The sequence below is a fragment of the Rhizobium sp. S96 genome (assembly GCF_030382195.1).
In the GTDB taxonomy this organism is placed as follows: domain Bacteria; phylum Pseudomonadota; class Alphaproteobacteria; order Rhizobiales; family Rhizobiaceae; genus Rhizobium.
The window spans coordinates 366,970-378,538 of record NZ_JAUDRY010000026.1 but is presented as its reverse complement, the minus strand read 5'-3'; the positions used below and the strand labels follow the sequence as shown (position 1 = coordinate 378,538).

The 11,569-nt window shown below is 57.7% G+C and carries 9 protein-coding genes and 4 pseudogenes; 6 read left to right on the top strand and 7 right to left on the bottom strand.

Annotated features, from left to right (window positions below):
• Positions 1 to 1,568: pseudogene (locus QTL94_RS22060) on the bottom strand (autotransporter outer membrane beta-barrel domain-containing protein); the annotation flags it as partial.
• Between the two features lie 569 nt (positions 1,569 to 2,137).
• Between QTL94_RS22060 and QTL94_RS22055 the strand changes: the two are divergent.
• Positions 2,138 to 2,425, top strand: a pseudogene (locus tag QTL94_RS22055) (response regulator transcription factor); the annotation flags it as partial.
• Positions 2,426 to 2,516: 91 nt separating this feature from the next.
• Here QTL94_RS22055 and QTL94_RS22050 read toward each other — a convergent pair.
• Positions 2,517 to 3,617: a helix-turn-helix transcriptional regulator gene (locus QTL94_RS22050; protein WP_065691900.1), complete on the bottom strand. Its 1,101-nt coding sequence runs from the start codon at positions 3,615 to 3,617 to the stop codon at positions 2,517 to 2,519.
• Between the two features lie 528 nt (positions 3,618 to 4,145).
• Between QTL94_RS22050 and QTL94_RS22045 the strand changes: the two are divergent.
• Positions 4,146 to 5,910 (top strand): annotated as a pseudogene (locus QTL94_RS22045) (tetratricopeptide repeat protein).
• Positions 5,911 to 6,427: 517 nt separating this feature from the next.
• A complete protein-coding gene (locus tag QTL94_RS22040; protein ID WP_065691901.1) occupies positions 6,428 to 6,721 on the top strand; it encodes a hypothetical protein in 294 nt (97 codons plus the stop codon).
• 120 nt (positions 6,722 to 6,841) lie between these two features.
• Here the strand turns inward: QTL94_RS22040 and QTL94_RS22035 are convergent, their stop codons facing one another.
• From QTL94_RS22035 to QTL94_RS22025, 3 genes are all read right to left on the bottom strand, one after another.
• A complete protein-coding gene (locus QTL94_RS22035) occupies positions 6,842 to 6,997 on the bottom strand; it encodes an entericidin domain-containing protein (protein ID WP_065691902.1) in 156 nt (51 codons plus the stop codon).
• A gap of 17 nt (positions 6,998 to 7,014) precedes the next feature.
• Complete coding sequence (locus QTL94_RS22030) at positions 7,015 to 7,260, bottom strand: hypothetical protein (protein WP_065691903.1); 246 nt, start codon at positions 7,258 to 7,260, stop codon at positions 7,015 to 7,017.
• Positions 7,261 to 7,548: 288 nt separating this feature from the next.
• Positions 7,549 to 8,457, bottom strand: coding sequence for a LysR family transcriptional regulator (locus tag QTL94_RS22025; protein WP_244499493.1), 909 nt, complete (start codon positions 8,455 to 8,457; stop codon positions 7,549 to 7,551).
• Between the two features lie 149 nt (positions 8,458 to 8,606).
• Between QTL94_RS22025 and QTL94_RS22020 the strand changes: the two genes are divergently transcribed.
• Positions 8,607 to 9,434, top strand: coding sequence for an oxidoreductase (locus QTL94_RS22020; RefSeq protein ID WP_065691905.1), 828 nt, complete (start codon positions 8,607 to 8,609; stop codon positions 9,432 to 9,434).
• Positions 9,435 to 9,591: 157 nt separating this feature from the next.
• On the opposite strand, the pseudogene QTL94_RS22015 reads toward QTL94_RS22020, so the two are convergent.
• Positions 9,592 to 9,742 (bottom strand): annotated as a pseudogene (locus QTL94_RS22015) (cold-shock protein).
• Positions 9,743 to 9,833: 91 nt separating this feature from the next.
• Positions 9,834 to 10,118, bottom strand: coding sequence for an acylphosphatase (locus QTL94_RS22010; protein WP_065691906.1), 285 nt, complete (start codon positions 10,116 to 10,118; stop codon positions 9,834 to 9,836).
• A gap of 644 nt (positions 10,119 to 10,762) precedes the next feature.
• Here QTL94_RS22010 and QTL94_RS22005 point away from each other — a divergent pair.
• Entirely contained in the window at positions 10,763 to 11,290 is a 528-nt protein-coding gene (locus tag QTL94_RS22005; RefSeq protein ID WP_198928705.1) for a hypothetical protein, read from the top strand.
• A 76-nt stretch (positions 11,291 to 11,366) separates the two neighbouring features.
• Positions 11,367 to 11,528 (top strand): DUF1328 domain-containing protein, encoded by a 162-nt coding sequence (locus tag QTL94_RS22000; RefSeq protein ID WP_065691908.1) that lies wholly within the window; start codon positions 11,367 to 11,369, stop codon positions 11,526 to 11,528.
• Positions 11,529 to 11,569 lie beyond the last annotated feature (41 nt).

The following is an 11,569-nucleotide window of genomic DNA, read 5'->3' as shown; positions in this document are numbered from 1 at the left end:
GGCCGAATGTTCGGAATCGGCGGTGGTGGTGGAGATGGAGGTGGTGGCGGCGGAGGAGGGGGTGGTGGAGGTGGAGGAGGAGGCGGAGGGGGCGGAGGGGGCGGTGGTGGTGGAGGCGGTGAGATCGTATTCCGCAGGAACCAGTCATTGTCAGTGTCGGTCGATTGGCTGACGCCGCCTCGATAGAGAAAGTATTCGAACGGTCCGGCAGCAACTGGGCCTCCGAGCGTAAAGGCACCTGTCGTTGTCGTCCCACCGTTTATGGCATCAACGACGAGGATTCCGTCTCCATTTGTGAGGGCTCCCGGTCCGTCGACATTGGTGACGAGAATGCTGGTCGAGCCGCTCGCCTGTCCCGTATCAATTATCAGCTTGTCCGAAGGGGAGTTGTCGGTGTCGAGGTAGGTATGAAGCCAGAGCTGGCCGTTCTGGCCGACATAGTTGCCAAGGATCCTGAAGGTGTCGTGCAGTGACGTTCCTGCGCCCGGTACGTCGTTTGTCAGGTCGATTATACCGGCATTGTTCACTGTCACCAGAAGCGAGGTGTCATATGGCACGATGGCGTAGCCATAGGAATTTCCGGCCTCGATCCGGCTAGTGGCGTCGATCGAGATCGTCCCGGTCCCGGTCACCGCGTCCCCAAGCGTGAGAACGCTTGTCGTATAGATGAACGTCAGCTTGGACTGGTTTATGATGTTAATGGTTTCCCAATTAATCAGGCTGGATGGCGCGTCGCCGCCCTGGTTTCCGTCATCATTGGTGGTCCGTTCCCAGTTCAAGGTGTCGTTGCCAAGCCCCCCGTCGATTATCTTGCCGGCGGTCAGGTTCGCCTGCGATAAGAAGCCGAAGTTCGCAACATCATCGCCGTTGCCCATCTGGACTGTGGCTGCAACGTTTCCGACTAACCACGTGAATGTGTCGTTACCGTCGCCCATGTCGACGGATGTCTGCACCGTGCCGGCGATGAGCGCTAAGATGTCATCCCCCGCACCGAGATTGATCGCTCCCGCGAAGTAGCCATTGTTGATGACGGTATCATTCGATGTGCCTGTACTTGTCACGCCGTTCTGAACAGTCCCTGCGCCCAGGTTCAGGATGATGTTGGTACCGGTTCCCTGCAGCAAGATATTGCCGCTGATGACGCCCTGGTTATTGAGCGTGAAGCGATCGTTGTCCGTTGCGACGAGACCGTTCGTCAACGTCCCGTTGTTGTTAAGCGCACTGGTGCCTGGTCCCGTCACCACCACGTCGCTGGTAAAGCTTGCACTCGAGTCAGCATTGATTGTCACCGAACTGCCCGTTGATGTCGGGCCGGGACCAGACCCGGAGCAGTCGATGATACCGGGTGTGTTTTCGACACATGCTGCTTCGGCCCGTGTTCCCGCCATGGCCAGAAGTGCAATAGAGGCAACGGATGAGTGAAGGAGCAGGTTCACGAGCGGTCTCGCGACCGCTGCCTTGCAGCGGCAGTTCGGCGTTCCGACCCGGTCAATTCGGCAGTCGTCAATCGCCGAGCGTTCGCTTCGCAACAGGTCGCGGACGTGGTGTGCATTACCCGGATTAATCATCGATTACCCCCTGGCAGTCATCCCTAACGCAAGTGTCGGTTGAGTTTTCTGAACTGTCAATTGATTAGTGATAATTGATGATCAACTTGCGTCGAGGAGTGTGATCGGCATGCAACACATCCTAGCAAGGTGTAAATTCAGATAGTTGGATGTGTTGCGCAATGATACGGCGATCATTCTCCCTGATCGCACTGGCTATCCAGCGGGAAATCTGCCAGCGCTCGCGCCAGCAAATCACTACCATAGCGTGACCATATCGTCGGCCTTGGGCGCTGTTCGCACCATGTTCGTTGCAAGGAGGACTCAACCCATGGTCTGGGCCCATGCGTGGCCAAACTGGATGTAGAAAATCGTGCTGTCCGGCGGGCGGCATCAAGCCCGACATCGATTCCGAGCTTGCGCGCCAGGCGGTAGCGTACAGCACCGCCAAACTTCCAGATGCCGCTCTCGGCCCGATAGAGCTTCGACGAGTTGATGAAGTGCAACCTCGTCCAAGCGGTCAGCTTTTTGCTTGCGATGGTGGTGGAACCAATGCGCTTGACGCATCTGAACGGCTACTCAATGCATAGGGGTTCCCGGCGACGGAGTATTCGTCGGCAGAGGCATTTCTTGGTCGCGATCCGGAGATCCCGATCGGCTGTCTCGTGTTGGACATCGACCTCGATGGTATGTCCGGCATCGAATTGCAGCGTTGCCTGCAGGAGATCAGATCGAAACTCCCAGTGATCTTCATCACCGCGCTAGAAGACCCTCGCCTGAAACACCAGGCAGAAAAGGCGGGCTGTATCGCTTATCTGCGGAAGCCCTTCGCAGGGGCCGCACTAGTCGGCGCAGTCAAGAAGACCCTAGGATTATGAGTTCTAATCGACGTTCAGGCGTTCGATTAGGGCCGATCCCTGACGGTCGCTGCGCTCGTACAACTTGGCCAGCGGTGCTGCTCGTTTTAACTCAGTCATCCGAACCCGTCTGCGGCATAGGAGTGCCGGAAAGTAGCCGGACGAGTTGAGCCTTGTGGCTTGTACCCGTTTTGACGAAAATGGATTTCAAGTGGCTTTTTAGAGTGTTCTTAGAAATCCTGGCTAGGGCGCAGATCTCGTCGGTCGGGTTGCCTAGCGCCAGCAACCGCGCGACGTTTGCCTCTGCCGCGGTCAGGTCGAACAGCCCGCGTAACAGTGAGGCATCGGGGATCGTTGACGTAGCGAGGTTGCTGACTGCGAGGACGAATATGCCTTGCGGCATCAGATCGCGGCCATCTCCGCGGATTGGCAGCAAGTGAACGACACAGGCGTCATGGTCTTCGGTGGCGGCAACCGGAATTGACATCACCTCGCTCCATCCGTCCCGTCTGGGATCGCGCGAGAGGATCGGCTGGAGAAGGGTGTCAGCGCCGGGATTCCTCAGAGTTATACGCTCCCGGCTGTCCACCACGACAGCCGGGATCAGGGGGTGCATGAGTGCATTGGCCGACAGCATCTTGCCGGCGGCGTTGACGACACAGGCGGGTAGACCGAACGTACCCAACGCATCCGACACCTTTGCGGCCGTCGCTATGTGTATTCGAGCCATCATGCTCAGTGACCGGGCGAGGTGAGGCCGGATTCCATCGAGCCAGTCGACCTTCTGCCGAGAGATAGGCCCGTCCGCGTATTTGCCATCAAAGCTCGCGGCGAGCATGTCCCCGTTCGGAGCGGCTATATGGGTTCCAACCGACCAGCCAAGGCCGAGTGGGTAGAGGAAGTCTCGGTAGAGCGGGTCGATCGCGAGCTCATTTATATCGAACACATCGAGATCGCACAGGAAGCCGGCGTGCTCGCGCTTGTTGGCCCGCTCCATCCGGCTGTTGCGCTTATCCCAGCCGCCTTCAACAAATTTCTGGAATATTTCCTCGGCACCGGGCGTGGCAATGACCGCGCGCCCGATATCGGATTGCGTGAAGATCAGTCCGCCGAAGGTGCCAACTTGGCTGTTGATCGCCGTCAGCGTGGCATCCCATTTTTCCGGTATGAGGGCCGCCTCGTAAAGGCTGTCGACAATGTCATTCATGTACATTCACAAGACTTCGCTTTCTCGCACATTCATCACCGGCCCAAGATTCTGGACCAACGGAGCATTCTGCGAATTCAAAATCAAGCTGGACTGTAAATCATTCGAATGTTGGCGAGGGCCGCTGTGCCTGTATTAGTGATGTCAGGCTGTTAAGGCCGTCGGCGTTTTTCACTGCTCCACGCGCGGACCCACGTGCAACGCGAGATATGCGCTCGATTGTACCGAAGACTAGTCCCACCATTGGACCCTACATGCCAAGCACATAGCTACTGCGGCTTAGCAGTCTGCGGTTCGATTCCACTGACGGCGAAGCCCAGGGCCAAGGACCTTAGTCAGTGACCTAACGGGCTCTCGCGGCAACACCACCCAGTCACGTTCCGCAAAGGGCAAACAAGGTCCGACCGCATGCCGAGCTTGAAAAGGCCTCCTCGGTCGAAGATTCCGCCGCGGCGGGTGGCGCTTCTATCGAATTCGGTGAAAGTGTGAGAATATCCAGCTTCGCGATGACATCTTGCCGGAGCGACTACTCCATTGGATCGAAAGCTTGCAGCTATCCTCTCCACAGACGTTGCCGGGTTTAGCCGCCTTGCCGCGCTGGACGAGGAAGGCACGATTCGCGCTCTCCGTTTATGCCACGATCGGATCGCTGTGCTGGTCCGCGACCACGCCGGCCGAATTTTCGGTAGCGCTGGTGACGGCCTTGTCGCTGAATTCCCGAGTGCCGTTCAAGCCGTTCGTTGTGCGGTTGAAATCCAACGGCAACTTACCGGCTTCTCAGCAGAGTTGCCACCAGATCGCCGCCTTGAATTCCGGATTGGTGTCAATCTCGGCGATGTGGTGGTATCGGGTGATGACTTGCTGGGCGATGGCGTCAACGTTGCGGCGCGCTTGCAGCAGATGGCCGACCCTATGGGCATCTGTATTTCAGGATCGGTACGCGAGCATCTGGATGGGAAGGTGCCATTTGCCTTGACCTGCCTTGGGGAGCGAACGTTCAAGAACATCCCCCGGCCAATCTGGGTGTTCCAAGTCGACTGGTCGCACGATGCACCTGGCGATATCGGTGAACGGCTCACTCCCCTGGTTGGCACACGTTTGGACAAAGACCAGCCGTCGATCGTGGTAATGCCCTTTGACAACCTCAGCGGTGGTGAGGACGAATACTTCGTCGATGGTGTGGTGGAAGAGATTACCGCAGCCTTGTCTCGGGTTCGGGATTTCTTCGTCATCGCGCGGCAACAGCGTTTACCTACAAGGGTCATTTCGTCGATGTGCGCAGCGTGGGTAGGGAACTCGGTGTCGCCTATGTTGTCGAAGGGACAGTACGGCGGGGTGGGGATCGCTTGCGCATTTCCGTCCAATTGGTCGACGCTGAGCGGCGCACACAGCTTTGGTCTGAGCGCTACGAGGGCGCCACCAGCGATCTCTTCGAGGTTCAGGACAGGATCGCCGCGCAGGTTGCGGGGGCAATCAATCCAGCGGTCCGCAACGCGGAAATCGAGCTATCCAGACGCAAGCCGCCAAGCAGTCTTCGCGCCTACGATCTCGTCATGCGTGCCTATCCGTACCTTTGGGGCCACAACAAGGAAGCCATCAGGCTGGCAATTCCCTTGCTTCAAAACGCCACTGACATTGACCCAGCCTACGGCCGAGCCCATGCGCTCCTAGCGTGGTGCCACGCCCAGAACGTCGGCTACATCTGGACCGACGAGCCGGAACGTGACTTGGAATTGACATTGAGCGCCCTCATGCCGCAGCCCCTTCAATTGACGACGATCCAACGGCGCTGACCGCGGTCGGTGGGGCTTTGAGCCACTGCGGCGATCAGGAGCGGGCCGCGGCCTTCCTCGAGAGAGCGCTGTCACTCGATCCGAATAGCTCATGGGCATGGGCTAGGTTTGGATGGGTTGCGAGCTACAGAGGCGAACCTGATCGTGCCAAGCAACGGTTCGAGCGGGCGATGACCCTCAGTCCGGCGGACCCGCTCGCCTTCAATATGAGGATGGGATACGCGCTTTCGTTGGCGCTGGCAGGTTCCCTGGCTCAGGCAGTCTCCATTGCGCGAGAGGTGGTCAGCAGACATCCGGAGGTGACCTGGCCCTATCGGATGATGGCAGCCTGGTCTGCCATGGCCGGCGATCGCGAAACGGCTCGATGGGCTGCGGGGAGACTGTTGGCAGCTGAACCGGACTTTACGATCGAGCGTTATATGACCCGGCCCGTGTTTCGAGATATACCGCAATGGGCCGACGAGATGGCCGAAGGCCTGCGCCAAGCAGGATTGCCCGAGCGCTGATCACAAAACCATCGGCTATCGAAGTCATTTGGAAGCGGTCGCCCTAAGTGCTTGGCTTCCTTCTACGGTTCGTGAAGGCGAGGAACCAGGCGGTTACCGAATTTCATTCCACATCTGCCCAGCATGCCACCGGCTGGTACGTGAGCTATAGGGCCCGATACTAGCGAAGACATCCGCGACATCGGCGCAATAAAAAAGGCCGGGGCGAGAGCGCACCGACCTTTCCAACATCGCTCTTCACACCAGTGCCAGTACATCCGTGGTCAAAAGCGGAGAAACGACTTCGGCAATCGCGAACGCTCTCGTGGAGCACTCACCAGCAACGCCGATGAGATATAGATAGCGATTCATTGTGTTCGTTTCAAGTCGCCCGGGCCACACCATCGGGTCTAACGCATGCGCCGCGCGGGGCAGCCATGACTTGCATCGTTGTCAGACCATCGCCACCTACAAATCATCATCGAGAGCAATGTGAACTTCAAAAGACGCCGCGACCGAAGTCGCGTGAGGAGCCGTCATGCAAGCCATAGCCAAGACGTTGACAAAAATGACCTTGGTCAAAGGTTCGAGCCTGCTCGAGACCGTGGCCGACGTGTTGGACGCGACCGATGACGAGGCCCACGAAGAAGGCGACCCGAGATTCGCCACGAATTCGATGTGCGTCGCCAACACGATCCGCGGATTGTGTGGCAATCTAGGAGAGCGCGATCTCTTGGCCGCAGAACTTCTTCTGGAACAAGGCATCATGTCTGTGCACCAGTATTCTAACCGAAAGAGCGCATTAGCGTTCACTGAGATTGCGGGCTCTTAACCGGCATCGTTGAGCGGGTTGCACTTCACATGCGTTCGCAACTTGCTCTACTGGTCCCGGAGAGCCTTGAGACGAATAACCGCCGACAGCTAAGGTCGGTGCTCTGTTTTGATTGTTGCTTTAGTGGCCCATGGCGTTGCCAACGCGGTTTCCTGCATTCTGCGTGGCATTGACGGTATTGGCCGTATCGCGCCCGACGCCCTTGATTGTGTTTGCGCAAGAGGCGAGGCACATCACAGCGGCAAATGCGATTGCCGAAATGGACACGATTTTCATTTGTTTGCTCCTTTATTCTAGCGCCAATAGCGATATTCATTGGCACCCGCCGATCTTCCCATGATGTAACCCAGCCCGAACGCAACAGCCCCGATCGTCAAGGCAATTGTGGTTGCCGTGTGCGGGTGATCGGTAGCGCCAGCGGCGACCGCCCCCGATTCACGTATGACTGCGTCTGTGGCAGTTTTGGCGACCCTTCTCAAACCAGTCGGCTCTTCAGTTGGCGTGCCGGTAAAACCTGCGTTCAGATTGTCTTTGGCCATAACTGGTCTCCTCGTGATTCAAGGAGGAACCGCTTTAGACCGAACAAGTTCCACGCTGCTTAAATGCCCGGTGCGGAGGGCCCGGCTTCAGCCGACCAGCGCACGATGTTTGGGGGCACTTCCTGCGCTCTGGTTCCGAGAAGTCCGCAGAAACCATTTGCTGATGACTATTCATTGTCGTGCTGGAGGAGGGCAAGGTAGACGATGATCGGAGACGGTTTCAAACGCAAAAATCATGCAGCGCCATCGAGCTGATTGTTCATCGGCTGCGATTAGCTGTCGCTTTGCTCACCCGACAGCTTTTTGCTTTTCTTTTGAACAATCATCGGGACCACCGGACCTGATGGCATCAATGAATGCTCGCAGGGCAGGAGCCATCTGTCGCTGGTACGGGTAGCAAACAAACCAACCTGGGAACGGAGCAGACCAAGATCGGAGGCAACTCTCCAGGCGTCCTTGCGCGAGATATCCGGCGACTGTGTCCTCCACGGCAAATCCTATTCCCGTCCCCTGAAGAACGGCATCGACCGCCGTCTCCTTGTCGCTCAAGATCAGCGGACCGCTGACAGTGACGTTGAACCACGCGCCGTTTTCGAAGAATTCCCAGGCATAGGGCGCGTGATGTCCAGGCCAGCGCCACCGAACGCATCGGTGATGAACGAGATCGCGCGGATGCTTGGGACGACCATGCTGGTTGAAATACTCCGGTGTCGCGATGGCTACTTGGCGCAATTCGGGTCCCAAACGGACGGCGACCATATCTCGTTCAATGACCTCGCCGATCCTCAGAGCGACATCATAGCCTCCAGCCACGATATCCACCGCCTCATCATCGATCGTGATGTCTAGCACGATGTCGGGATATCGCTCGGCAAAGCTCTTGAAGATTGGCTGGATATGCTTCTGTGCCGCCGAACGGAACGCGTGCACGCGAACGGTGCCAGCCGGGCGCTCGCCGGCAATCCTTGTCTGAGTGAGGGCGTCCCCAAGTTCGAAGGCTGCGGGTCGTATCCGTCGGAAGAGATTGTCTCCAACTTCCGTCAACGACACGTTGCGGGTCGTTCGATGAAGAAGGCGCATTCCCACCCGCTCTTCGAAGCTGCGAATCGTCTGGCTCAGTGCCGACGGCGATACGCCCAAGACCTCAGCGGCACGGCTGAAGCTCAAGAATTCCGCGACGGCGATGAAGGCGCGCATTTGATTATAGTCGTTTCCCGCCGGGAGTTTGTCCGCTAACGCGTCCTGCATTGTTAAGTCCAGCTAACAAGGGTGTTAATTTCTCTGCGGATTATACAGCTTGATGCGAAGTGGCAAGTTCCTTCTTGTCGAAAACGAAGGAGCATTTCATGACCACTTGGTTCATTACCGGCATTTCACGCGGGCTTGGGAAAGCGCTGGCCGAGGCGGCGCTGGCAAGGGGCGATACCGTTATTGGCACGGTCCGAGCGACTGATCGACCGGTAGAGCAAGGTTCAGGCCGGTTGCACATTCTTTCAGTCGATCTTAGCGACAGCGAGGCTGCGGAGAAGGCAACCCATCAGGCGTTTGATATCGCGGGTGAGATCGACATCGTCGTCAATAACGCCGGTTACGGTCTGCTTGGCGCACTCGAGATGGCCACCAACGAGGATGTCGCAAGACTTTTTTCCGTCGACGTCTTCGCGCCGTTTCGCATCATCAAGTCCACCCTGCCCTATTTGAGAGCTCAGGGCCGCGGCCACATCATCAATATAACGTCCGTCGCGGGCCGTGCGCCCGGCGTCGGAACCGCGATGTACTCCGCCGCCAAAGCGGCCCTTGAGGGCATGTCCGCAGCTCTAGCATCTGAGGTCAAGCCTTTTGGCATCAAGGTGACGGCAGTCGCTCCAGGCGCCTTTCGGACAGATTTCCTCTCGGCCCATTCAATCCGCAAGAGCGATGCCGCGGGTGAAGCTTATGCCGAAACAATCGGGAAAAGTTCGGCTGCCTTTGACGCTGCCGATGGCCGGCAGGCTGGCGATCCGGTTTTGGCCGCGCAGGCAATCCTTGATCTGGTGAACTCAGACAATCCTCCTCTTCATCTCCTGCTGGGAAGCGATGCTCTGCGTCGCGCGCGTAGCAAAATCGACCAGGTCGTCGAGGAGATCGACGCGTGGGAGGCCATTACGCGAAGCACTGATTTCGCAGAGGCATAGGACAGGCTGGGTTGTTCCAGTCCCGGATTTCATCAAGCTCGCTTCTCACCACGGCTCTACCGATTGCGCGAATGCAAATAGCTGGAGGTGAGAAGCGGTAGTCGCACGAGCGAAGGGCCGCGGGATTTCGCGCCGGCCCCGCTATGATCGATCGCGATCAGGCCGGACGGACGTTCTCGGCCTTGGACTTCCCGGTCTTGCGATCTTGACCCAGGTCATAGCTGACATTCTGGCCGTCCCCCATTGTCCGGCGTGATGAAGCCGGAGCCCTTGTCCTGATTGAAAAACTTTACAGTGCCATTCGCCACGAACTTCTCCCGATGTCACCTCTTGGAGTGGAGTCATAGACCGACGGGCGGGCCGAGCAAGCAACTCCGGCCGCTGGCATCCGCATTCCCGTTAGCGGGTGATGACGAAATGGTCTGGAGCACGATCCAATGCGGTCGCCTGCGGATCAACAGCGCTGACGTTGGAACCGGTTGGCCCGTCCCAGAAGCGCTCCAGCATTGCCAACGTTGACTTCGATGTTCCAACAATAAGGGCGGACACAGACCCATCGCTTTCGTTCCTGACCCAGCCCGTCAATCCGAGCTGGGCCGCCTGATCGCGCGACCAGACACGATAACCCACGCCTTGTACCTTCCCGGTTATCCTGACGTGAAAAGCAAGCAGATCGGAACTCATGAGGGCTCCTATTGAACGCTCGATCTAGGGTGAAATGTAGCTCGGCATGGACATGGCAAGCGCATGTAACGACAGGAGGATGCTCGCTGGCGATCTATGGACGTTTCGATTTATTAGTGGTTCCAAATATAATCGCACGCACAAAAGAAGCGTACGCTCGCCGTCAACCAACCCCTTTGCGACGGATCAAATTGCAGCCCTCGTTCTCCTGCGAGGCTTTCTTTTGAGCGGCAGCCGCTTACTGGGAGATAGGTCGGGACACTCTTGCGGCCTACCACAAGGCCAGCATCCGCCAGCCGCTGTGTGATGCCCGCAATCGCAGGCAAAGCCGCCGCGACGTCTTCAACTAGGAAATTCCTTGAAACAGGTCTTCAGTCTGGCTCACCGACACAAGCCCTCCGAGCGGTTTTTTGCTGATGCAGGTATTGCGCAAATACGGCATGGCATCAAGCAAGACCACCGTCTTGTTGAATGCGAGGGCTGGCGTTCGATTGCCGCCTCTCGCACCGCTTCGGGCTGTCATCGACGCGAGACACCCATGGGGTTGATGTTAACCCCTCCGATTGTAGCAGAACCATCGACTACGCCACGTTCATGCCGGATTTCTGATATTGGTAGCCGCGGTGGCGAGCGAAGGGCACGGTATGGAATTCATCAATCGTTTTGTCGATCAACCGATGCTTCAGGGGGCTTCGTGGATCCTTCAAGTCTGGCATCGGCGTAGCGGCCGTTCTCCGGACGCGCTGAGCCCCGTATGGAACCTCGTGGTTATCTCATTCCTGCTAGGAGTGAATTGGCGCTTCATGATCGGAACACCCGGCCTGCTCACCTTTGGTGCTCTTGTCATGCTCTCGTTGCCTTCCGTATTGACGCTTTTGTCGAAGCGTGATTGCGGTCAATACGATGCCCGCAGCTACCGGGCGATGGCCACAGTTGCGATCAGGAAGCGGGAAACCGAATGGGTCGTGCGTGTGCTCGTACTCTTGATTTCTGCCTGCCTGCCGATGCTTGCGGGAGGCGGTGATGAAGTCGGCAAGGTGTTTGTGCTGGGCGCAGGTCTGTGGTTCGCCTTAACTGTTCCGGCGAGCGCTTATCTGGCTGCTGCCGAGCCCCCGAAACCAAACGACGGGGACAGTGTCTATTTAGGACGCCGTGTCGTGGAGGCGGCCTGATTACTGCTTCGCGCTGAGCTTTCGGAACCAATCAGCCGTCTCTCCGTTTTCCTGTCGTCAGATAACGGAGGTCGAAATGCTCTACTACGCTCTCGTATTCTTGGTAGTCGCACTTATCGCCGGCCTACTCGGCTTTGGCGGTATCGCTGGCGCATCGGCGTCAATAGCTCAAGTACTGTTCTTCATTTTCCTCGTTCTCTTCGTGGTGTCGTTGGCAATGCGCGTCATCAGGCGCTGACGCATGACACTGTATGGATCGGAGCCGGCTTCTTTGGGAAG

Coding starts and splice junctions, on each gene's coding strand:
- QTL94_RS22030 (WP_065691903.1), bottom strand. CDS start 7,260: ATGGCCAAAGACAATCTGAACGCAGGTTTTACCGGCACGCCAACTGAA.
- QTL94_RS22020 (WP_065691905.1), top strand. CDS start 8,607: ATGACCACTTGGTTCATTACCGGCATTTCACGCGGGCTTGGGAAAGCG.
- QTL94_RS22050 (WP_065691900.1), bottom strand. CDS start 3,617: ATGTACATGAATGACATTGTCGACAGCCTTTACGAGGCGGCCCTCATA.
- QTL94_RS22000 (WP_065691908.1), top strand. CDS start 11,367: ATGCTCTACTACGCTCTCGTATTCTTGGTAGTCGCACTTATCGCCGGC.
- QTL94_RS22040 (WP_065691901.1), top strand. CDS start 6,428: ATGCAAGCCATAGCCAAGACGTTGACAAAAATGACCTTGGTCAAAGGT.
- QTL94_RS22005 (WP_198928705.1), top strand. CDS start 10,763: ATGGAATTCATCAATCGTTTTGTCGATCAACCGATGCTTCAGGGGGCT.
- QTL94_RS22010 (WP_065691906.1), bottom strand. CDS start 10,118: ATGAGTTCCGATCTGCTTGCTTTTCACGTCAGGATAACCGGGAAGGTA.
- QTL94_RS22035 (WP_065691902.1), bottom strand. CDS start 6,997: ATGAAAATCGTGTCCATTTCGGCAATCGCATTTGCCGCTGTGATGTGC.
- QTL94_RS22025 (WP_244499493.1), bottom strand. CDS start 8,457: ATGCGCGCCTTCATCGCCGTCGCGGAATTCTTGAGCTTCAGCCGTGCC.